Below are 20792 nucleotides of genomic sequence, written 5' to 3' on the forward strand. Positions count from 1 at the left end.
ACCTGAGGCCTACCGCCCCCGCAGCTCCCCCTTCACCACCTTGCCGCTCGCGTTGCGCGGGAGCTCCGGGACGAACTCCACCGCCCTCGGTACCTTGAAGTTCGCCATCTCGCGGCGGGACCAGGCGATCAGGTCGTCCGCGGTGAGCGTGGCGCCCCGGCGGCGGACCGCGTAGGCCTTGCCGACCTCGCCGAGTCTCGGGTCCGGGACACCGATGACCGCGACGTCGGCCACGTCCGGGTGCAGACCGAGGAGCTGCTCTATCTCGGCCGGGTAGGCGTTGAAGCCGCCCACGATGAACATGTCCTTGATCCGGTCCGTGATCCGCAGGTTGCCCGCCGCGTCCAGGACGCCCACGTCCCCGGTGCGGAGCCAGCCGTCCCCGGTCATCGTGGCGGCCGTCGTGTCCGGGTCCTCGAAGTAGCCGGTCATCACGTGGAAGCCGCGGACCTGCACCTCGCCCGGAGCGCCCGGTTCCGCCAGGACGCGGATCTCGGTGCCGGGGATCGCCCGGCCGGACGTGGTGGCCACGACCTCCGGCGCGTCGCTCCTACGGCACATGGTGACGATGCCGCTCGCCTCGGAGAGGCCGTACGCCGTGAGGACCGTCGCGATGCGGAGTTCGCTACGCAGGCGCTCCACCAGTTGGAGCGGGACCACCGCCGCGCCGGTGACCACCAGGCGGAGGGCCGAGAGGTCGTGGGCGTCGCGTGCCGGGTGGTCCAGGAGCGACTGGTGGAGGGTGGGCGGTCCCGGCAGGACCGAGATCCGTTCCGCCGCGATGTTCGCCAGCACCGTGTCCACGTTGAACACCGGCTGCGGCACCATCGCGGCCCCCCGCATCAGGCAGGCGATGATCCCCGCCTTGTAGCCGAAGGTGTGGAAGAAGGGGTTGACGATGAGGTAGCGGTCACCTTCACGCAGGCCCGCCAGCTCGCTCCAGATCGCGTACGCGCGCAGCGTCTGTTCATGGGTGATCACCGCACCCTTCGGGCGGCCCGTGGTGCCGGAGGTGTAGATGATGTCCGAGGGGTCCGAGGGGGCGATGGCCGCCGCCCGTTCCCGTACGGCGGAGGACGGGACGCCCTCCCCCGCCGCCAGGAAGTCCGGCCAGCTCGTGTAGTCCTCCGGGGCCGTGTCCGCCAGCACCACCACCCTCTCCAGGTCCGGCAGCTTCACCTCCGCCCGCCGCAGCGACGCCACGTACGAGGTGCCCAGGAACGTACCGGTGACGAACAGCAGCCTGGCCCGGCTGCGCCGCAGGATGTACGCCGCCTCCGTGCCCTTGAAGCGGGTGTTCAGCGGGACCAGCACCGCGCCGGCCGTCACCGCCCCGAGCGCGGAGACGATCCAGTCCAGGGTGTTCGGTGCCCAGATCGCGACCCGGTCCCCCGGTTCCACTCCGGAGGCGATGCAGGCGGCCGCCGCGCGTTCCACCCGGTCGCCGAGCTCGGCGTACGAGAGCCGGGTCCGGCCGTCCACCACCGCCTCGGCGGAGCCGTGGCGCCGCGCCGCCGACCGCACCAGCTCCGGGATGCTGCACCATTCCTCGTCGCCCCGCATCACGCGCCCCCTCCCGTCGCCACACTAGCTGACTATCCGTCAGATTAGCGGTAGCCTCTGCCGCTGTCAGCAGGCGCGACGGTGCGGGAGGTCAGCGGATGGCAACGCTCAAGGACGCGACGGCGATAGCCGGGATCGGGCAGACGGCGTTCGCGAAACGGCTCCCGGAGTCCGAGAGGGCTCTCGCCTGCCGGGCGATCCTGGCCGCCCTCGACGACGCCGGGATCGCACCGTCGGAAGTAGACGGCTTCGCCTCGTACACCATGGAGGAGACCGACGAGGTCGAGGTCGCCAAGGCGATCGGAGCCGGAGACGTCACGTTCTTCAGCAAGGTCGGGTACGGGGGCGGGGGTTCCTGCGCCACCCTGGCCCATCTCGCCGCCGCCGTCGCCACCGGGCAGGCGAGCGTCGGCGTCGCCTGGCGGTCCCGCAAACGCGGCTCCGGGCCCCGGCCGTGGAAGAACACCGCCGTTCAGCTCCCCACCCCCGCCCAGTGGACCCGGCCCTACGGCCTGCTGCGGCCCGCCGACGAGATCGGCATGCTGGCCCGGCGCTACATGCACGAGTACGGGGCCACCCGCGACCATCTCTTCAACGTCGCGCTCGCCTGCCGCAACCGGGCCAACCAGAACCCGGCCGCGATCATGTACGAGCGCCCGCTGACCCGCGAGATGTACATGAACTCCCGCTGGATCAGCGAACCGCTCTGCCTCTTCGACAACTGCCTGGAGACCGACGGGGCGTTGGCCTGCGTCATCGTCTCCGCCGAACGCGCCCGCGACTGCCCGCAGAAGCCCGTCTACCTTCACTCCGTCGCCCAGGGGCTGCCCGCCCAGCACCACGGGATGGTCAACTACTGGAACGACGACCCGCTCACCGGACCCGCCTGGACGGCCGCCCGACACCTGTGGAACCAGGCCGACTTCGGACCGGACGATGTCGATGTGGCCCAGATCTACGACGCGTTCACCCCGCTCGTCCCGCTCTCCCTGGAGGGGTACGGCTTCTGCGGGCGCGGCGAGGGCGGCGCGTTCACGGAGGGCGGGGCGCTGGAGAGCGGGGGGCGGCTGCCGGTCAACACCGGCGGGGGCGGGCTGAGCGAGGCGTACGTCCACGGCTTCAACCTCATCACCGAGGGCGTGAAGCAACTGCGCGGCACCTCCACCGCCCAGGTGCCCAATGCCGCCACCTGCCTGGTCACCGCCGGTGAGGGCGTACCGACGTCCGCTGTGCTGCTGAGGAGCTGAGGAGATGGACGTGAACGATTCCCTGTTGCTTCCCGTCGCCGACGAGGACGGCGCGCCCTTCTGGGAGTACGCCGCGCGCGGCGAACTGCGCGTGCAGGCCTGCGCCGCCCCCGCCTGCGGCGAGCTGCGCTTCCCGCCCCGGCCGTGCTGCCCGCACTGCGGGTCGTTCGGGAGCGAGTGGCGGGAGATGAGCGGGCGCGGCCGGCTCTGGTCGTACGTGGTCCCGCACCCGCCGCTGCTCCCCGCCTACGCCGAACAGGCCCCGTACAACGCGGTGCTGGTCGAGCTGGCGGAGGCCCCGCACATCCGGCTGGCCGGGAACGTCGTCGCCTCCTCCGACGCGCCGCTGAACTCGGTGGACCCGGCGCGGCTGCGGATCGGGGCTCCGGTGCGGGCGGTCTTCTGCCCGGTCGAACCCGGTGGCGCACCCGGCCTCACGCTCGTGCGCTGGCTCCTGGAGCGGTGAGCGATGGCCCTGCGCACCGAACGGGACACCGAGACCGGGGTCGCGCTCGTCACCCTGGACCGGCCGGCGAAACTGAACGCGATCGATCTGGAGACGGCCGGGGAACTCGCCGCACTGTGGCAGGAGTTGCGGTACGACGAGACGGTTCGGGCGGTCGTCCTCACCGGGGCCGGGACGCGTGCCTTCTGTACGGGGATCGACCGGGGCGTCACCCTCCCGCAGCCCCCGTCCCCGTACGCCCTCGACGACCCCCTCCTGCGGATCGGGCCCAAGGCGAACGACCTGTGGAAGCCGGTGGTCGCGGCGGTGGAGGGGATGGCCTGCGGCGGGGCGTTCTATCTGCTGGGCGAGGCGGAGTTCGTCGTCGCGTCCCGGGAGGCGACGTTCTTCGACCCGCACACGACGTACGGGATGGTCTCGGCGTACGAGGCGATCGCGATGGCTCAGCGCATGCCGTTCGGGGAGGTCGCCCGGATGTCCCTGATGGGCACGGCGGAGCGGGTGAGCGCCGGGCGGGCGTACGCGGTCGGGCTGGTCAGCGAGGTGACGGAGCCGGGCGGCGCGGTGGCGGCTGCGCTGCGGTCGGCGGCGGTGATCGCGGGATACCCGACGGAGGCGGTGCAGGGCACGGTCCGGGCGGTGTGGTCCGCGAAGGAGGCCGCCAGGACCCAGGCGATGGCCCAGGCCCCGGCGCTGATCGCCCTGGGCAACCTGGCCCCGGAACGGCAGGCGGAGCTGTTCGCGGCGCGGGGCGGGGGCGGCCGGCCCCGGGTGCGGTGAGCGCCCCGCGGCTCTCCGGGGTGCGGTGGTGCGCCGGTCAGACCGCCTCGGCGGTCACTTCGCAGCGCTTGACCCGGGACACCTTGCCGGGGCTCTCCATCCGCAGGGTGAGGGTGCGGGCCTCGCCGCCGTCGAGGTTCACGGTGGTCTCGGCGGTGTCCACGGTGTTGCCCAGGCCGTCGACGAACCGGACGTCGATCTCGTACGCCTGCGTGCCCGGCTCCTGCGCCCGCAGCTCCACCAGCGACGAGGTGACCGCCTTGCGCTTGCCCTTGCGCGGCACGGCGCAGCGGATCACCCGGACGGCGGGGGCGTCGGACGCGGTGGGCGTCGGGATTCCGTAGGAGCCGGACGAGCCGGAGGACGAGGAGTCGCCGTAGTCGTCGTCGTAGTCGTGGTCGCGGTAGCCGTTGTTGCTCTTCTTCGAGCTGGAGCAGCCGCCGCCCGAGCTGCTGCTCTTGCCGCTCTTGCTCTTGCCGCCGCTGCTGGAGGTGGAGAATCCGGTGAGTGCGAGCACCACCACGACCAGAACCGCCGCGAGCTTCGTCTGTCGCCGCATCATGGATGCAGCCCCCCCTTGAGTTTCGTTGCCGGTACTTCGCGCGATGGCGTGCGGTGCGTTGTCCCCCTCAGCATGCCGTGCGCGACCTCCTGCCCAAGTCATGACCCTGTCACGGTCCCGTCATGGTCTGCGTGGCGGGGGTGATCGTCCCGGCGTAGCGTCGGCTGCGGGAGGGGATGCCCGCGTACGCACTGGACGACGCCCTGGAGGCCGCCGATGATCCGCAACATCCTCGGCTCCCTCGTCGCCCTGGCGGGGGCGGCCTCCGCCGTGCTGAGCCCGTTCCGTGAGTGGTACGACGGGCGGGTCGGGCGCGACTACCGCGTACGGGACCTCTTCGAGGGGATCACCGTCACGGAGTCGGGGGTGCTGGTCTCGATCCTGCTGCCGTTCCTGGCCGCGGCGCTGCTGGTGGTCGTGGGCGTGGTGCTCCGCTCGCGGCTCGTGGTCGCCCTCGCGGGTCTGATGGTGCTGGGCTTCACGGTCCTGTGGATGGTCCGCCAGGGGCAGGCGGCGGGCTCGCTGGTGGTGGGCGGGGACGGAGCGGGGTTGCAGGTGGGGGTGGCGAACGCGCTGGCGGGCGGGCTGCTGATGCTGATCGGGGCGTTGCTGATGAGGGGCCGGCGGAGCCGGCGGGAGCGGAGGCCGGAACGGGTGCGGGAACCGGTGGAGCCGTACGCCGCGCCGGCGGCGGATCAGGTGGACACATGGCCGCCGACGCAGGAGCCGGGGATGTCCGTGCAGACCTCGCCCTGGCCGGAGCCGGAGGCGGACCCGTACACGGGGCCCGATCCCCGGGACTCCCGTGACCCCCGGGACCCCCATGACCCCCATGACCCTCGCACGCGGCCCTGTCCGCAGGCGCCGCATCCGGAGGACGACCCCCGGGATCCGGTACATCCGCCGCACCCGCCTCCGCGTCCGCCTGCGCAGGGTTGACGGTCACCCCGTCGAGAGTTCCGTCCTCAAGAAGCACCGGACGGGCTGGAGAACCAAGCCCGTCCGGCGTTCGAGGACGAGAGGCAGAACCGCTCAGGCCCTCGCCCGGTTCCCCGTGCCCGTGCCCTTGAGCGCGTCCAGTGCGTACACGCAACGGTCCTTGCTGCAGGCGTACACCACGCCCGCCCGGGCCACCGGCGAGCCCGTGATCTCGCCGCCCGTCGCGAGCTTCCAGCGAAGCTGGCCGCCCGCCGCGTCGAGCGTGTACAGCACATGGTCCGCCGAGCCGAAGTGGACCCGGCCGTCCGCCACGACCGGGGAGCCCACCACGTCGCCGCCCGCCGCGAAGCGCCACTTCGGGGTGCCGGTGACCGCGTCCAGGGTGTACAGCGCGCTGCCACTGCCGACGTGCACGTTGCCCACCGCGACCAGCACCGGTTCGATGGAGGAGCGGGCCTCCGTGGCGATCCGCCAGCGGTCCTTGCCGGTCGTCGCGTCCAGCGCGTACACCGTGCCGAGGTAGTCCGCGAGGTACACCCCGCCGCCGGTCACCGCCGGGCCGGGCGCGAACGCGGGCGGGGAGAGGAAGACCGCGGGCGACTCGAAGTGCCAGCGCACCCGGCCGGAGCCGGTCTCCACCGCCAGCACCCGGGTGCCCGCCGCGATGTAGACGTAGCCGTCGGGGGCCGGGGTGACCCGGACCGGGACGCCGCCGCAGGAGGCCGCGTCGCCGATGGGGTACGACCAGCGCTCGATGCCCGTACGGGCGTCCAGCGCGCGCAGCCGGGCGTCCTGCCAGACGTACACCGTGCCGTCGTGGATGACCGGACCGGCCTCCGCCGTCTCGAAGTCGCTCTGCGCACCGGTGATTTCCCACAGCTTCTCGCCGTTGGAGGCCTCCCAGCCCTGGACGCCGCCGCCCCGGGTCGCGGTGAGGACCGTGCCCCGGTCGGCCTTGAGGGCGTACACCCAGGCGTCGGTCGAAAGCCGCCACCGCTCGGCCCCGGTCGTGGCGTCCAGCGCGTACAGCGAGGGGCCGTCCGAGGCGTGGATCCTGCCGCCCTCGACGGCCATCGCCCAGGCCACGTCCCGGGTCTTGAACTGGCGCCGCCCGTTGCCCACGTCCAGTGCGTGGACCTCGAAGGACGTCACGTACAGCAGATCGCCGGAGACGACGGGCGTGCCCCACACGTCGTTGGACATACGGAAGCGCCAGGGCCGCCAGCGGTCGGGGGCGGGTACCGCGCCGTCCGGCGCGGGCCCCGGGGCCGGGACGGGGGCGGTGGGGGCCGTGGCCGCGGGTGAACCGTTCACTCCGGCGGGCGGGCGGACCCAGCCGGTCGCGGCGGCCGGGTGCGCGGCGGCCGCCCCGCGGCCCTCCCCCGCACGCGGACCGGGGCCGATCGGCACCTTGGCGCCGGGCAGCTGGACGGGCCCGCTGTCGGGAGCGGCGGAAGGACCCGCCGAGGTGGCCGGGGCCGGACCGGACGCGCCGGACATCGGCGAGGTCGAGGCCAGCGGCGAGGGCGAACGCAGATCGGCCCCGCTGCGCCAGGCGGTGTCCCGCTCCGGGGACCTGGGGGGCTGCCGCGGGGGCGGCGGGGGCATCGCCGGGACGGGCGGGGCGGTGCGCCCGCCGCCCCTGCGACGCTCGATCATCGCGGTGGCCAGGGGCGGCAGCCAGGCCGAGGCCGTGCCGCTGTCGTCGCTGCCGGAGGCGAAGAGATGCGGGGAGAGCTGCGCCTGGAGGTCGGCGGGGCTCGGCCGCTGGGTGGCGTCCATCTGCATGCAGGACTCGATCAGCGGCCGCAGGTCGTCGGGCAGGCCTCCGGTGTCGGGGCCCTCGCGCAGCAGCATGAACACCGTCTCGACGGGGTTGGCCCCGTGGAAGGGGGCGTGCCCGGTGGCGGCGAAGACGAGCGTGGAGCCGAGCGAGAAGATGTCGCTGGCCCCGGTGACGCTGCGGGAGTCCCGGGCCTGCTCGGGCGACATGTACGCGGGCGTGCCGACGGCGACGTTCGTCATGGTCAGCCGGGTGTTGGAGACGCCGGACGCGATGCCGAAGTCGATCACCCGGGGGCCGTCCTCGACGACGAGGACGTTGGACGGCTTCAGGTCGCGGTGGACGAGGCCCGCGCCGTGGATGGACTGGAGGGCCTCGGCGATACCGGCGGCCAGCCAGCGCACGGCCTGGGTGGGCATGGGACCGCACTCGTTCACTATCTCTTCGAGCGAGGGCGCCGGGACATAGGCGGTGGCGAGCCAGGGCACGGCGGCACGCGGGTCGGCGTCGACCACGGCGGCGGTGTAGAACCCGCTGACCGCGCGGGCGGCCTCGACCTCGCGCGTGAAGCGGACCCGGAAGAGCTGGTCCTCGGCGAGCTCGGTCCGCACCGTCTTGATCGCCACCCGCCGGCCGGATGCCGAGCGTGCGAGATAGACCAGCCCCATGCCGCCGGCCCCGAGCCGTCCCAGCACCTCGAACGGGCCGATCCGTCTCGGGTCGTGCTGCGTCAGCTGCTCCACCACTTGCCTGCCACCTCCCCGTTGACGGACCTCGGCGACGAGGTCCGCGAATTACCGCCCGGTCGAATCCCACCCTGCGCAGCGCGCCCTGTGCAGGGTCTCACCACTGGGCATCACCTGGCGGTACGCACCCCGATTCTTCCTGGCCCGGGCCCCGGTTGCGAACCCGGGGGCGGATGTGGGTGTCTCATGTCACTTCGGGCGGTATCCCCCCACACCGGGTTACGGAAGCGGCTCGCCCGGCTGCAGTACAGCGAAGGCGGCCCCCTGGTCGTCGTGCAGGACGGCCATCCGGCCGGAGGGGATGTCGAAGGGCGGCTGGGCGACCCGGCCGCCGAGCTGTACGGCGAGTTCGGCGGCGGCGTCGCAGTCGGCGACGGCGAAGTAGACGAGGAAGTAGCTCGGCATCTCGGCCGGGAACGCGTCCGTGATGACGCTGCGGCCGCCGACGGCGGTGTGCGGGCCCGGTTCGGCGCCCTCGGGGGACCACGTCCGGAAGTCGACCAGCGCCTCGGTGTCGCCGGAGAGGTCGTGGCCCGCCTCGTCCAGGTCGGTGCCGTGGAAGCCGAAGACCTTCTCGTAGAAGGGGTCCACCCGGTCCGGCTGCCGGGTGTAGACCTCGGTCCAGCAGAAGGAGGCGGGGTCGTTCTGCTTCTCGAAACCGGCGCGCTCCTCCGGCTGCCAGAGCCCGAAGACCGCGCCCCCGGGGTCGGCCGCCTGCGCCACGACCCCGGCGCGGCCCGCCCGTACCGGGTCGGTGATGATCTGGCCGCCGTGCTCGCGGATCGCGGCGACGGTGGCCCGGATGTCGTCGGTGGCGAAGTAGACGCCCCAGGCCGTGGGCATCCGGCCGTCCTTCTTGGCTGCGAGCGCGGCGACCAGCCGGCCGTCGCTGAGCGCGTCCGCGAAGGGCATGCCGTCGCCCGCTCGGAAGGTCCAGCCGAAGAGCCCGCCGTAGAAGCGCTTGCCCGCTTCGAGGTCGGAGAGCTGCACGTCCGCCCAGCACGGCGCGGAGTGCGCGAATGCGGCCATGGGACCGGGTCCTTCCGTAGCAGTGACGCCCGTCACAGTCAACGTAACGTCACCTTCGGCCCCGCGCGCCCCGGACGCACCTGACCGGACGTACCTGAAGAGAACCTTTGACTGATCAATGAAGGGAGCGCCCACCATGTGGACGAAAGTTGTCCACCGAAGTTATCCACAGGCTGTTGATAACATTTACATCCGGCGACGCCCTCAGCTCCGGGCCCCTCGCGCACCGCGGCCGAAAAGCGCCGCTCCTCACCCTCGCGCACCCGGCCGGTCCTGCGGCGTTCCCCATTTGCAGTCGGCCAAATCGCGCTCCCATCACCCCTCGGTAAGCTGACGGCATGACAGGACAAGTACGCACCGTCGACGGCCGTGTGGCCGGTCGACGCGGCCAGGCGACGCGGCAGAAGCTGCTCGACTGCCTCAGCGAGATGCTCAGCTCCTCGCCGTACCGGGACGTCAAAGTCATCGACGTCGCCCGGAAGGCCGGGACTTCACCCGCGACTTTCTACCAGTACTTCCCCGACGTGGAGGGCGCCGTCCTCGAAATCGCCGAGGAAGTCGCCAAGGAGGGTGCCGGACTGACCGAACTGGTCGCCGGACGCTCCTGGGTCGGCAAGGCCGGTTGGGCGGCCTCCGAGCAACTCGTCGAGGGATTCCTCGACTTCTGGCGGCACAACGACGCGATCCTCCGCGTGATCGACCTCGGCGCGGCCGAGGGGGACAAGCGGTTCTACAAGATCCGCATGAAGATCCTGAACTCGGTCACCAACTCCCTCACGGATTCCGTGAAGGAGCTCCAGAGCAAGGGCAAGGTCGACAAGGACGTCAGTCCGGCGGCGATGGCGGGCTCCCTGGTGGCGATGCTGGCCGCGGTCGCCTCGCACCAGAAGGGCTTCACCACCTGGGGTGTGAAGCAGGCCGAACTCCGTCCGAACCTCGCCCTGTTGGTGCACCTCGGCATCACCGGCAAGAAGCCGACGAAGTAGGCCGGGCGCAGGAGGCCCACCGGCCCCGGACGCCCCTCGCCGCCGGGCGGGCACCCGCCCAGCCTGACGCCCCCACGTCCTGTCTCACCGACGGCGGACCACCCACGCGCCCCTGCGGGTGGTCCGCCGTCGGCGTTCCCGGAGGAGAGGCCTGCCGAGAATCGTGGGCCGGACCTGAGGGCCGAGCTGAACTCGTGGACCGGACCTGGGGGCCGGACCTGAGGGCCGGGCCCGGGGGCCCGCTACCGCCGCTCCAGCCGGAACAGCCGGATCTGCCGCTCCACCCGCCGCTGGTACGCCGCGTACGGCGGCCAGAACACGAGCGCGGCCTCCCACACCCGGGCCCGCTCCTCGCCCTCCAGCAGGGCCGCGCGCACCGGGATGTCCCGGCCGCGCCAGTTGACGACGGCCTCGTCCGGGCGGGCCAGCAGGTTCGCGGTCCAGGCCGGATGCCCCGTACGGCCGAAGTTGCTGCCGACCAGGATCCAGCCGCTCTCCGCCTCCCCCTCCGGCATGCAGGCCAGCGGTGTGGTCCTCGGCCGGCCCGTGCGCGCCCCGGGCACCGTGAGGACGAGCCCCGGCAACATGCGGGCGCTGAGCAGCACCTTTCCCCGGGTGAGCCGGTGCACCGCCCGGTCCAGGGCGGGGACCACGTGCGGGGCGATCCGCGCGAAGGCACGGGTCGAGGAGACCTTCTGGGCCAAGCGCGCGCCACGGGCGCCGGTCATCGGACGCCTGCCCCGTGCGCGAGGCCGGCGGGCGGGGAAGCGGCGGCGACGCCGAAGAGTCCGGCCCGCCGCGCCGCGTGGTCGCGCAGCCGGTGGACCGGGCCGAAGAGGAGCTCGTCGCCCGCCGCCCGCTTGAGGTAGCGGTGCGCCTCGTGCTCCCAGGTGAAGCCGATGCCGCCGTGCAGCTGGACGGCCTCCCCGGTGGTGATCCGGGCCGCCTCCATGGCCTGGGCGAGCGCGAGCGGCCCGGCGTCCGGCTCCCGGGCGGCGTGGTACGCGGCGGAGCGGGCCGCCTCGACCCGTACGTACAGGTCGGCGAGGCGGTGCTTGACGGCCTGGAACGAGCCGACGGCCCTGCCGAACTGTTCGCGCTCCTTCACGTATGCCACGGTGCGCTCCAGGGCGCTCGCCGCCGTCCCGACCGCCTCGGCGGCGAGGATCGCGGCGGCCGTGCGCCCGGCTGTGGCGAGCGCGTCGGCCGCGTCGGCGGTGTCGTCCGCGCCGAGGAGCTCGGCCGGGGTGTCGCGCAGTTCGACGCGGGCGAGCGGGCGGGTCTCGTCGAGCGAGGTGAGCCGGGTACGCACCAGCCCCGCCGCTTCGGCGTCCGCGTCGGCGTCCACCAGGAACAGGAGCGTACGGCTGCGCGGATACCCCCCGGCGTGGGCGGCGACCAGGAGCAGCCCCGCACTGTGCCCGTCCAGGACCCGGTCGGCCTCCCCGTAGAGCCGCCGGCCGCCGCCCTCGGACCCGCGGACCTGGATGCCGCCGGCCCGGCCGCCGCCGGCCCAGGTCCCGTCGCGGTTGTCGCCGGTGAGGCCGAGGGCCGTGGCGAGCGAGCCGCCGGGGACGGCGAGGGCGGCGGTCAGGGTGCCCTCGGCGATCCGGGGCAGCAGGGCGGCCCGCTGGTCCGGGGTGCCGAGGGCGGCGATCAGGGGTGCGGCGAGGACGGCGGTGGCGAGCAGCGGCGAGGGCAGCAGCGCGCGCCCGGTCTCCTCGCAGGCGAGGGCCAGCTCGGTGGCCGTACAGCCCGCCCCGCCGTACTCTTCCGCGAGCGCGAGGCCCGGCAGCCCGAGGTCCCCGGCGAGCCTGCACCACAGGACCGGGTCGTAGCCCTCGGCGGTGGACACGGCGGCGGGGATCGCGTCGGGTCCGGCGCCCCGGGCGAGCAGGTCGCGCAGGGTGCGGCGGATCTCGTGCTGTTCCGCGGTGACGGCGGCGTCCATCTGCGGGCTCCTTCCACCCAGGGGCCGGCGACCCCTGATCTGACGAGCCGTCATATTAGGTGCGGGGTGGGGGAATTCCCAGGGTTGCGCACGCTCGCGGGCGAAGGGAGTCGTTGCGTACGCCCGGTTACGGGGGCCGTGACCTGATGTACTGTCAGATTCATGTCCCTGGCCCCGGCTTCCCCCAACCCGACTTCCCCCAGCCCGGCTACCCCCAACCCGGCTACCCCCAACCCGGCTCCCTCCGCCCCGGCTCCCCCTGCCGCCTCCCGCCGTCCGCGCAAGGTCGCCGTCGTCGGCGTATCGCTCGCGGACTGCGGTCGCGTCGACGACGCCACTCCGTACGCCCTGCACGCCCAGGCGGCCCGCCGCGCGCTCGCCGACTCGGGCCTCGACCGCTCGGTCGTCGACGGTTTCGCCTCCGCGGGGCTCGGGACGCTCGCCCCGGTGGAGGTCGCCGAGTACCTGGGGCTGCGGCCCACCTGGGTCGACTCGACGGCGGTGGGCGGCGCCACCTGGGAGGTGATGGCCGCCCACGCGGCGGACGCCATCGCGGCGGGCCGCGCGCGGGCGGTGCTCCTCGTCTACGGATCGACGGCACGGGCCGACATCAAGGCGGGCCGCCGCACCTCGAACCTCTCGTTCGGGGCGCGGGGGCCGTCGCAGTTCGAGGTGCCGTACGGGCACTCGCTGATCGCCAAGTACGCGATGGCCGCCCGCCGCCACATGCACGCGTACGGCACGACGCTGGAGCAGCTCGCCGAGGTGGCGGTGACGGCGCGGGCGAACGCGGCGGCGAACCCGGAGGCGATGTTCCGGGAGCCGATCACGGTGGACGACGTGCTGTCGGGCCCGATGATCGCGGACCCGTTCACCAAGCTGCACTGCTGCATCCGCAGCGACGGGGGGTGCGCGGTGCTGCTGGCCGCCGAGGAGTACGTCCCCGACACGGCGAAGGCGCCCGTCTGGATCCTGGGGGCCGGCGAGCACGTCTCGCACTCCACGATGTCCGAGTGGGAGGACTTCACGGTCTCCCCCGCCGCCGTCTCCGGCCGCCTCGCCTTCGAACGGGCCGGGGTGCGGCCCGCCGACATCGACCTGGCCGAGATCTACGACGCGTTCACGTACATGACGCTGGTGACGCTGGAGGACCTGGGTTTCTGCGCGAAGGGCGAGGGCGGCGCGTTCGTCGAGAAGGGCCGCACCGGGCTGCGCGGCGAGCTCCCGGTGAACACGGACGGCGGCGGTCTGTCCGCCTGTCACCCCGGGATGCGCGGGCTGTTCCTGCTGGTGGAGGCGGTACGGCAGCTGCGCGGCGAGGCCGGCGCGCGTCAGGCGCACAAGGCCGGGGGCCGCCTGCCGGAGCTGGCGGTGGCCTCGGGGACGGGCGGCTGGTTCTGCTCGGCGGGGACGGTGGTGCTGGGGCGGGGGTGACGGGTTCCGGCCCCGTGCGTCCCGGCGGCCTCGCCCGACTCACAGCCCGGCCGCCCCGCCCGACTCACAGCCCGACGACAGTGAGCGCACTCTCCAGCCCTTTGAAGTCATCGGCGTTCCGCGTGTAGAGCGGCAGATCCCGGACCGATGCGATGGACGCGATCATCAGGTCGAGGCGTCGCGGCCGAGGGTCGCGACGGGCCGCGAGAACGAGAGCGACCAGGGTCCCGTAGCGCGCGGCGGCGTCCGCGTCGAAAGGGAGCGGTTCGAAGTCGGCCACCGCCGCCCCCAGCTTCTCCATCCGAGCGGCCCGGACCGACGGATCCTTGGCCATGGCCACTCCCTGCTGGAGTTCGGCCAGCGAGACCGCGGTGAGGACAGGCAGTACGGGCAGCCGCTCCGGCTCCAGCACGTCGAGATCGATGTACGTACAGGTGTCGAGCACTCCTGTGCGGTGCCGCTCAGCCACCGTTGCGCCCCCAAAGGTCCCGGTCATCGTCGCCCACCCGGTCCTCCGCGCCGAAGAACTCGTCCGCCTCGTGACGCAGCAGCGCGCCGTCCACCCGGGGCAGCCGCCGGTGCCGGGCCGTGAGCTCCTCGGCGCTGAGCTGCCTCTTGCGACTCAGGGGGCGCAGTTCGGCGACCTCTATGCCGTTCCGGGTGATGTGAAAGGTCTCACCGCCCTCCACGGCATCCATGACCTCTGCGGACTTGTTACGGAACTCCCGCTGCGTGATGGTCTTCATTTCTCCACGGTAGCGTGGTGTGTCTCAAAGTGCTACATCCTGCGGACGGAGCCCTGTGCGGTCCAATGGCCTCCATGAGCGACCACACACCGCACACCTTCCGCGACCTCCTGCACGCCCAGCGCGTCTGGGACACCGCGCTGCCGTCCTTCGCCCCGGAGTCGGCCCCGCCCGCCCCGGTCCCCCTCTTCCACACCTGGTTCGCCGAGGCCGTCGCGGCGGGGCAGCCGGAGCCGCACACGATGAGCCTCGCCACCGCCGACGCCGAGGGGCTGCCCGACGTACGGACGCTGATGCTGCACGACGCGGACGAGCGGGGCTTCCACTTCGCCTCGCACGCCACCAGCGCCAAGGGCCACCAGCTCGCCGCCCGCCCGCACGCCGCGCTCGGCTTCTACTGGCCCGCGCGGGGGCGCCAGGTGCGGGTCCGGGGCCCGGTCGTCCGCTGCACACCCGCCGAGAGCCACGCCGACCTGCACGCCCGGTCCACGGGGGCGCTGGCCGCAGCCCTGACCGGGACCCAGAGCGAGGTCGTCGGCTCGGTGGCGGAGCTGCACCGGGCGGCGGACGCCGCCTGGGAGCGGGCCCGGGTGGAACCGGACACGGAGGCCCCGACCTGGACCCGGTACGTGGTCGAGCCGGCCGAGGTCGAGTTCTTCCAGGGCGACGCCCGGCGACGCCACATCCGGCTGCGCTACCGGCGCCCGGAGAGCGGCCCGGCGAGCGGCCCGGAGAACGACGGCTGGACGCGCGAGCTGCTCTGGCCCTGACCGGCGCGGACAGCGACCGGCGCAAACAGAACGTTTACCCGGTTCTCACCGTAAAGGGGCACTATGGGAGTCAGGTGAGAGGTGAGCTGTTGGGAGGCACCGATGCCACGAGCCCGTTCCCGCTACGCCCCCGACCGGGGCCTGACCGGTCGCATGGTCACCACCATGTTCCTGATCGGCCTGCTCTATGTCGTCTTCGTGGGCGTGCTCCTCGCGGCCCTGCGGGGCTCCTGGCCGATCATCCTGGTCATCACGGGCGGCCTGTTCATCGCCCAGTTCTGGTTCAGCGACCGCATCGCCGCGTACGGCATGGGCGCCCGCGAGGTCACCCCCGAGCAGGCCCCCGAGCTGCACGGCACCATCGACCGCATCTGCGCGCTGGCCGACATGCCCAAGCCCAAGGTGGCCATCGCCGACAGCGACGTACCGAACGCGTTCGCCACCGGCCGCAGCGAGAAGACGGCCCTGGTCTGCGCGACGACGGGCCTGCTGCGCAGACTGGAGCCACAGGAGCTGGAGGGCGTCCTCGCCCACGAGATGTCGCACGTCGCGCACCGGGACGTCGCCGTCATGACGATCGCCTCGTTCCTCGGGGTGCTGGCGGGCATCATCACCCGTATCGCCCTGTGGGGCGGCTTCGCCCGCAGCAGGCCGGGCAACGACCCGGCGGGCATCCTGCTCCTGCTGATCCCGCTGATCAGCGCCGTCGTGTACGCGATCAGCTTCCTGCTGACCCGGCTGCTCTCCCGCTACCGCGAGCTGTCCGCCGACCGGGCCGCCGCCCTGCTCACCGGCCGGCCCTCCGCGCTCGCCTCGGCCCTGACGAAGATCAGCGGGCAGATGGCCCGCATCCCGACCGAGGACCTGCGGAAGGCGGAGCCGTACAACGCGTTCTACTTCATGCCGGCGTTCTCCTCGAAGGAGAGCCTGGGGCGGCTGTTCTCCTCGCACCCGACGCTGGAGCAGCGTCTGGACCAGCTGTCCCGCATCTCCACCGACCTGTCCCGCTGAGCGTTTCAACGTTCTAAGGAGTTACGCCCGTGGGCCTGCTCGACGTGATCCTCGGCCGGAGCAAACCGGTCCGCCCCGACCTCGACCAGCTCTTCGCCGTCCCCTCGGCCGCCCTCACCCTCCAGGCCGCCACCGGCCTCACCCCGACCGGTCTGGGCTCGGTCTGCTTCGCAGGAGTGGAGGGCGGCGGTTTCGCGCGCCTCCAGGAGGACGTACGGGAGCTGCTCGACGCGGATACGGAGCGCGGCGGCATCCCGGTGGAGTTCAGCCGGGACGCGTACGGCTACACCTGGCTGCTGGCCAGCCACCCGGCCGACGACACGGCGGGCCTGGTCAACGACCTCCATGCGGTGAACACCCTGCTCCAGGACGGCGGCTTCGGCCCGCACCTGCTGTGCTCGCTGATCGGCTTCCGGGACGGGGAGGGCGCCGGGGGCCGGTCGCTGGCGCTCGTGTACCTGTACAAGCGCGGCACGTTCTACCCGTTCGTCCCGCTGCCCGGCGGTGCCGAGAAGCGGGACAACCAGCTGGAGCTCCAGGTGCGGGGCGCCCTCGGGGACGACCTCCGGGTGGAGAAGGACCTGTCCCGGTGGTTCCCGGTGTGGGGTGCGCCGGGGTTGTGACCTACGTTTGCGGCACATTATGCAGCTTGAACTGCTGCACAATGTGCCGCATGCTATACAGCATGGCGAACACGAGGGTCCGCAAGAGTGTCCCCCTCAGCCAAGAGGATCAGGCCCACATCGAACGCCTCCGAACGGCGGGGTCACCGGAACACGAGGCGCTTGAGCAGATGGCGGGTATAAGGCTGCCCGACGACGCCTCGGAAGCCGAGACCCTTCATGCCCTTCTCACCGCTGGACGCATCGCGGTGACCGAGCACGCCATGCTCACCGGCTATGCCGCTCTGGCCGCCGCCCAGGACGACGAGGACGCCTCCGCGCGTCGCGCCATGCGGGCTCGCAGCGCTCGACCGGAGGTCTGACCTCCATGGGCAACGCACTCACCCCCATCCGCGGCCGGGTCTACACGGCCGACATCGGCAATGGGCGCAACCCCTGGCTCGTCGTCTCCAACAATGCTCGTAACCGAGCCCTACAGGACTGCCTGGCGGTCCGGCTCACCACCAGCACGAAACCCGAGTTGCCGACCATCATCGAACTCGGCTCGGCGGACCCTCTCGTGGGACGCGTGCTCTGCGACGACGTAGCCCTGCTGTACCGCACCGACTTGGAGGAGGATCGCGGCGCGCTGTCCCCGCAGACCATGATGAAGGTCTCGGCCGGACTGCGCGCCGCACTCGCACTCTAGGACGCCGAGGCGCCGGGGCTGTGATCAGCCGCTTGTGACCGCGTGGTCCAGGAACGCGGTCCAGGCGGCCGGGGCGACGGCGAAGGCGGGCCCGTCGGTGACCTTGGAGTCGCGGACGTGGACGGTGTGGGGGCAGGTGGCGACCTCCACGCAGGCTTCGCCCTCGTTGTTGCTGTAACTGGACTTGTGCCAGTCGTAGGCGACTTCGATGCAGGCTTCGCCCGTATTACCGCTGTAGCTGGACTTGAACCAGGTCAGTCCGGGTCCGTGGCTCACAGTTGTCTCACCTTCGTCTCGATGATCTCCGCCGACTTCCAGGGGTTGAGCGCCTGGGCCCGCAGGATGCCGAAGAGGTCGAGCTGGTCGCTCACTTGCTCCGGCTTCGAGATCAACCTACCGCCGCCCTGCCCCTCCACGTACAGCAGATTGCGCCCTTCCGCCGTGGACATCAACTGCATGGGCCCCATCAACCCCGCGTGCGCGTGCTGATCCGTCGGCATCACCTGAACCGTCAGGTGGTTGAACCGCTCGATGCAGTCCAGCACGTGCAGCAGCTGCTCCTTCAGCACCTCCGGTCCGCCCAGCGTCCGGTCCAGGACCGACTCCTCGATGACGTACCCGATACGCGGCGGCGACTTGCGGGTCAGCACCGCCTGCCGTTCCAGTCGCGCTTCGACGAGCCGGACGACCTCGGCCTCCAAGTACGCCGGTACGTGCGAACGGAACAGCGCGTTCGCGTACGCCTCCGTCTGGAGCAGGCCCGGAATCAGCATCGTCTCGTACGCGCTGATGACCCGCGCGAGCCGTTCCAGCCGCGCCCAGTCCAGGAACTTCGGCGGATACTTCTCCTCGTCCACCAGCTCGCAGCACGCCTCCAGCGCCCCGCCCGCCGCGAACACCCGCTCGGCGTCCGCCAGCAGGTCGCGCGAGGGGATGCGTTCCGCCCGCTCGACCGCCCCCATCAGGGATTCCGAGATCAGCAGCTGATCCGCCGCCGTCTTCTGCGTGAGCCCGGCCCGTACCCGGTGGATACGGATCAGCTCTCCCACGAGCCGCCGTCCGTGCGTCAGCTCACCACTGGTCCCCACAGCCATCACCACCCTCCCCACATCACATCGATGTGGACCGTGTCGTGCTGGTCACGCTACGCATTCGGCGGAATGCTCGTAGCCACGACGAGCAAGAAACACCCCGAATGGGTACCCACCGCCGGGCATCAACTGCACCTCTCCGGTATCTACTTCGACGCCATCCGGCTCCGGGGCGTCCGGGGCGAGGCCGTGCTCCAGCACCTCGCCACCCTGACGGAGGGCGAACCGGGCCCGGTGGTGCGGGAGATGGCGGGGGCGCGGTGGACGTACTTCCTGATCCCGCCGGGGGCGAGCGACGGGTACGACTGGCCGCCGGGCGCGACGTGCTTCGGGCCGGCCGCGCGTGACCAGTGGGTGGGCATCCCCGCCCCGGACGGCAACACCTACCCGCTGAGCTGGCGGTGCGGGGCGCCGGAGGAGGACGAGTTCGTGGATCCGGAGCTGCTGCACGGGCTGGTGCTGGCCCAGCTGGCCCCGGCGGAGGAGGAGTAGGAGGAGTAACGGGTGAGCGCGGCGGGCGGCGGACGGAGAGGGCTCACGGGCCCAGCGTGATGCCGCGGGACGCGGGCCCCAGGCGCGCCCGGTAGCGGCGGACGCCCCAGCTGCGGTGCTCCAGCTCGGCGGCGACCAGCACCTCCGCCGTGTTCACCAGGCCGGGAACGAGCTCCACCAGGGCGGCCACCGGGTGATCGCCGACCGGCGGCAGGCGACGCAGGCGGCGGAACTCCCACTGCGGGTCCGGCTGGGACGCCCCGTGGCCGCGCACGATCCACTCCTCCCGGCCGGGACCCGTGTCCGGCTGCCGCTCGACGCCCAGGTCCACGATGCCGGTGGTGACCGTGAAGCTGAGTCCGGTGCCGGGACCGGCCGCCGCCGGGCGGGTGCGTACGCCCGGGTCGATGAGGCGGGCGACGGGCCGCCGGGCGGGGTCGAGCCGGAGCAGGAAGAGGAGGAGATCGGGCGGGCCTGTCGTGGGCGCGTCCATCAGGGCGTCGAACGCGGCCCCGCCAGGTCCCGGTCCACGCCCCAGCCCCCGCCCCCGTCTCCGTCTCCACTCCCGTCTCCGCCCTCGCCGCCGTCTCCGCCGCCGTCTCCGTCTCCGTCTCCGTCGAGCGTCTGGGCCAACGACGCGAGAGCCTGCGGGCGCAGCGTGCCGCCGTGCTCCGTATCCGTACCCGCGTGCCCGTCCGGGGCGTGGTCCGACCCGGCCGCCCGGTGCAGCAGCGCTCGCGCCTCGTCCCTCAGCCGGGCGTCGAACTCCAGCGGCCGGTCGTCGCGGGCCCATGGCCGGCGCAGTGAGCGGTACAGGTCCACGGAGCGCTGGGCGGCCCGCACGGTCCGCCCCTCCCCGGCGTAGACGTCGCCGCCCCGGTCCTCCGGCCCGAGACCGCCAGCCGCAGCCGGGCGGCCGCCAGCAGCACCGCGGGCAGCCCTTCGGACCCGGCGGGATCCACGGAGCCCTCAAGCTTCTCGACCAGCCGGGTCGCCACCGCGTCGGCCTCCTCGAACACCGCGCGGTCGCGCCGATCGGCGACCACCGGTGCGGCGGTCTCGACCGTACGCAGGGCCGCGGCCCGCCAGACGGCCTCCGCCCCGCACGCCTCGGCGACCTCGGTGACCAGCCGCCAGTGGAGGTACTCCATCTCGGCCGGCGCACACCGGCTCCCGAGCCCGTCCGCCGTCAGCTGGTCCAGCATCGCCTCGGCGGACAGGCCGTGCTCCGCCTCCAGGCTCCGCCGTACCGCTTCTAGCTCTCGCGCGCGCAGCTTGGCCGCTTCGAGCGGCAGGACGCGGTCGCGCACGTGGAGCGCCAGCTCCGCGAGGACGGAGAGAGCGTCGAGGACGTACGTGACCGTGGGCGGCCCGGCCGCCTCCAGGTCGGGCGGGCCGAACCGCACCCGGCCGGAGCAGACCGTCCCCTGCCGGGTCTCCTCCATCAGCACACCGACCATGTCGTCCGCGGGTGGCAGCACATGGGAGACGAGCAGCAGGAGCGAGCCCGTCGCTGCCGCCGCCTCCTGCCAGCCGGGCGGCAGCTCCAGGTGGAGGTCGTACGCCAGCACCAGGCCGCCGGGCCCGAAGACGGCGATGTCGCCCTCCTCGTCCCGGTGGACGCACCACCGCGCGTCGACGGGCGCCGAGAAAGGGAGTTCGTCCAGGGAGGCGAGCGTGGTCAGCCCGTGCAGGCGCCCGAGGGCGAAGAGGCTCCCTCCCGGCCCCACCCCGGTGAACGGATGGAGGCCGGCGTGCCCGACCGCCAGCCCCGGGTGCCGGACCCCTTCCAACTCCACCAGGAGCGCCAGGCCTTTGACTTCCCCCGACAGTCGCACGCTGCCCCTCCCGCCCCCGTGGATCACACGCCGCCGCCACCCTTCCA

25 protein-coding genes are annotated in these 20792 nt (G+C 72.7%); 12 read left to right on the forward strand and 13 right to left on the reverse strand.

All coding sequences use genetic code 11. The features are described from left to right. Positions 1 to 9 precede the first annotated feature (9 nt). A complete protein-coding gene (locus tag B9S58_RS16175; protein ID WP_103532811.1) occupies positions 10 to 1563 on the reverse strand; it encodes a FadD3 family acyl-CoA ligase in 1554 nt (517 codons plus the stop codon). 98 nt (positions 1564 to 1661) lie between these two features. Between B9S58_RS16175 and B9S58_RS16180 the strand changes: the two genes are divergently transcribed. The 3 genes from B9S58_RS16180 to B9S58_RS16190 are packed head-to-tail and all read left to right on the forward strand — an operon-like array spanning position 1662 to position 4056. Next, positions 1662 to 2810: a lipid-transfer protein gene (locus tag B9S58_RS16180; protein ID WP_103532812.1), complete on the forward strand. Its 1149-nt coding sequence runs from the start codon at positions 1662 to 1664 to the stop codon at positions 2808 to 2810. A 4-nt stretch (positions 2811 to 2814) separates the two neighbouring features. Then, positions 2815 to 3276, forward strand: coding sequence for a Zn-ribbon domain-containing OB-fold protein (locus B9S58_RS16185; protein WP_103532813.1), 462 nt, complete (start codon positions 2815 to 2817; stop codon positions 3274 to 3276). Positions 3277 to 3279: 3 nt separating this feature from the next. Continuing rightward, positions 3280 to 4056 (forward strand): enoyl-CoA hydratase/isomerase family protein, encoded by a 777-nt coding sequence (locus B9S58_RS16190; RefSeq protein ID WP_103532814.1) that lies wholly within the window; start codon positions 3280 to 3282, stop codon positions 4054 to 4056. Positions 4057 to 4093: 37 nt separating this feature from the next. On the opposite strand, the gene B9S58_RS16195 is transcribed toward B9S58_RS16190, so the two are convergent. Next, a complete protein-coding gene (locus tag B9S58_RS16195; protein ID WP_103532815.1) occupies positions 4094 to 4618 on the reverse strand; it encodes a hypothetical protein in 525 nt (174 codons plus the stop codon). 216 nt (positions 4619 to 4834) lie between these two features. On the opposite strand from B9S58_RS16195, the gene B9S58_RS16200 reads away from it, so the two are divergent. Further along, positions 4835 to 5557 carry a hypothetical protein gene (locus B9S58_RS16200; protein ID WP_103532816.1) on the forward strand — a complete coding sequence of 241 codons (723 nt, stop codon included), beginning with the start codon at positions 4835 to 4837 and terminating at the stop codon, positions 5555 to 5557. 93 nt (positions 5558 to 5650) lie between these two features. Here the strand turns inward: B9S58_RS16200 and B9S58_RS16205 are convergent, their stop codons facing one another. Together B9S58_RS16205 and B9S58_RS16210 are read right to left on the reverse strand one after the other, a co-directional pair. After that, positions 5651 to 8086 carry a PQQ-binding-like beta-propeller repeat protein gene (locus tag B9S58_RS16205; protein WP_181009330.1) on the reverse strand — a complete coding sequence of 812 codons (2436 nt, stop codon included), beginning with the start codon at positions 8084 to 8086 and terminating at the stop codon, positions 5651 to 5653. A 219-nt stretch (positions 8087 to 8305) separates the two neighbouring features. Next, complete coding sequence (locus B9S58_RS16210) at positions 8306 to 9115, reverse strand: VOC family protein (RefSeq protein WP_103532817.1); 810 nt, start codon at positions 9113 to 9115, stop codon at positions 8306 to 8308. Positions 9116 to 9453: 338 nt separating this feature from the next. Here B9S58_RS16210 and B9S58_RS16215 point away from each other — a divergent pair, with 338 nt between their 5' ends. Further along, the gene (locus B9S58_RS16215; protein ID WP_103532818.1) at positions 9454 to 10101 is read left to right on the forward strand and encodes a TetR family transcriptional regulator; all 648 of its coding nucleotides are present in this window, start codon (positions 9454 to 9456) and stop codon (positions 10099 to 10101) included. 242 nt (positions 10102 to 10343) lie between these two features. Here B9S58_RS16215 and B9S58_RS16220 read toward each other — a convergent pair whose 3' ends face one another. Together B9S58_RS16220 and B9S58_RS16225 are read right to left on the reverse strand one after the other, a co-directional pair. Continuing rightward, positions 10344 to 10829 (reverse strand): nitroreductase/quinone reductase family protein, encoded by a 486-nt coding sequence (locus tag B9S58_RS16220; RefSeq protein ID WP_103532819.1) that lies wholly within the window; start codon positions 10827 to 10829, stop codon positions 10344 to 10346. After that, positions 10826 to 12052, reverse strand: coding sequence for an acyl-CoA dehydrogenase family protein (locus B9S58_RS16225; RefSeq protein ID WP_103532820.1), 1227 nt, complete (start codon positions 12050 to 12052; stop codon positions 10826 to 10828). Before B9S58_RS16225 ends, B9S58_RS16220 begins: the two co-directional genes overlap by 4 nt. Positions 12053 to 12214: 162 nt before the next feature. On the opposite strand from B9S58_RS16225, the gene B9S58_RS16230 reads away from it, so the two are divergent. Continuing rightward, positions 12215 to 13486 carry an acetyl-CoA acetyltransferase gene (locus B9S58_RS16230; RefSeq protein WP_181009331.1) on the forward strand — a complete coding sequence of 424 codons (1272 nt, stop codon included), beginning with the start codon at positions 12215 to 12217 and terminating at the stop codon, positions 13484 to 13486. 64 nt (positions 13487 to 13550) lie between these two features. Here the strand turns inward: B9S58_RS16230 and B9S58_RS16235 are convergent, their stop codons facing one another. Further along, entirely contained in the window at positions 13551 to 13955 is a 405-nt protein-coding gene (locus B9S58_RS16235; RefSeq protein ID WP_103532821.1) for a twitching motility protein PilT, read from the reverse strand. Next, on the reverse strand, positions 13948 to 14232 hold the full coding sequence (locus B9S58_RS16240) for a type II toxin-antitoxin system Phd/YefM family antitoxin (RefSeq protein ID WP_103532822.1): 285 nt from the start codon (positions 14230 to 14232) through the stop codon (positions 13948 to 13950). The genes B9S58_RS16235 and B9S58_RS16240 overlap by 8 nt, the downstream gene beginning before the upstream one ends. Positions 14233 to 14306: 74 nt before the next feature. Between B9S58_RS16240 and B9S58_RS16245 the strand changes: the two genes are divergently transcribed. The 5 genes from B9S58_RS16245 to B9S58_RS16265 all read left to right on the forward strand — a co-directional run bounded on the left by B9S58_RS16245 (position 14307) and on the right by B9S58_RS16265 (position 17324). Next, entirely contained in the window at positions 14307 to 15002 is a 696-nt protein-coding gene (locus B9S58_RS16245; RefSeq protein WP_374935684.1) for a pyridoxal 5'-phosphate synthase, read from the forward strand. Between the two features lie 102 nt (positions 15003 to 15104). Further along, positions 15105 to 16013, forward strand: coding sequence for a zinc metalloprotease HtpX (gene htpX / locus B9S58_RS16250; RefSeq protein WP_103532824.1), 909 nt, complete (start codon positions 15105 to 15107; stop codon positions 16011 to 16013). A gap of 29 nt (positions 16014 to 16042) precedes the next feature. Beyond that, positions 16043 to 16636 carry a hypothetical protein gene (locus B9S58_RS16255; RefSeq protein WP_103532825.1) on the forward strand — a complete coding sequence of 198 codons (594 nt, stop codon included), beginning with the start codon at positions 16043 to 16045 and terminating at the stop codon, positions 16634 to 16636. Between the two features lie 62 nt (positions 16637 to 16698). Next, positions 16699 to 16998 carry a hypothetical protein gene (locus B9S58_RS16260; protein WP_146063517.1) on the forward strand — a complete coding sequence of 100 codons (300 nt, stop codon included), beginning with the start codon at positions 16699 to 16701 and terminating at the stop codon, positions 16996 to 16998. A gap of 5 nt (positions 16999 to 17003) precedes the next feature. Then, entirely contained in the window at positions 17004 to 17324 is a 321-nt protein-coding gene (locus B9S58_RS16265) for a type II toxin-antitoxin system PemK/MazF family toxin (protein ID WP_103532827.1), read from the forward strand. A 24-nt stretch (positions 17325 to 17348) separates the two neighbouring features. Here the strand turns inward: B9S58_RS16265 and B9S58_RS16270 are convergent, their stop codons facing one another. Together B9S58_RS16270 and B9S58_RS16275 are read right to left on the reverse strand one after the other, a co-directional pair. Beyond that, on the reverse strand, positions 17349 to 17600 hold the full coding sequence (locus B9S58_RS16270; RefSeq protein WP_103532828.1) for a DUF397 domain-containing protein: 252 nt from the start codon (positions 17598 to 17600) through the stop codon (positions 17349 to 17351). Continuing rightward, positions 17597 to 18418 (reverse strand): helix-turn-helix transcriptional regulator, encoded by an 822-nt coding sequence (locus B9S58_RS16275; RefSeq protein ID WP_181009332.1) that lies wholly within the window; start codon positions 18416 to 18418, stop codon positions 17597 to 17599. Before B9S58_RS16275 ends, B9S58_RS16270 begins: the two co-directional genes overlap by 4 nt. A gap of 66 nt (positions 18419 to 18484) precedes the next feature. Between B9S58_RS16275 and B9S58_RS16280 the strand changes: the two genes are divergently transcribed. After that, positions 18485 to 18907, forward strand: coding sequence for a hypothetical protein (locus tag B9S58_RS16280; RefSeq protein ID WP_103532829.1), 423 nt, complete (start codon positions 18485 to 18487; stop codon positions 18905 to 18907). A 43-nt stretch (positions 18908 to 18950) separates the two neighbouring features. Here the strand turns inward: B9S58_RS16280 and B9S58_RS16285 are convergent, their stop codons facing one another. Genes B9S58_RS16285 through B9S58_RS16295 form a run of 3 tightly spaced genes read right to left on the reverse strand, consistent with a single transcriptional unit; the run spans position 18951 to position 20745 of the window. After that, positions 18951 to 19400, reverse strand: coding sequence for a hypothetical protein (locus tag B9S58_RS16285; RefSeq protein WP_258044631.1), 450 nt, complete (start codon positions 19398 to 19400; stop codon positions 18951 to 18953). Next, on the reverse strand, positions 19400 to 19750 hold the full coding sequence (locus B9S58_RS38005) for a hypothetical protein (protein WP_181009333.1): 351 nt from the start codon (positions 19748 to 19750) through the stop codon (positions 19400 to 19402). The genes B9S58_RS16285 and B9S58_RS38005 overlap by 1 nt, the downstream gene beginning before the upstream one ends. Continuing rightward, entirely contained in the window at positions 19657 to 20745 is a 1089-nt protein-coding gene (locus tag B9S58_RS16295; RefSeq protein WP_103532830.1) for a hypothetical protein, read from the reverse strand. The genes B9S58_RS38005 and B9S58_RS16295 overlap by 94 nt, the downstream gene beginning before the upstream one ends. Positions 20746 to 20792 lie beyond the last annotated feature (47 nt).

It is taken from the genome of Streptomyces sp. SM11 (assembly GCF_002910905.1).
Lineage (GTDB): Bacteria > Actinomycetota > Actinomycetes > Streptomycetales > Streptomycetaceae > Streptomyces.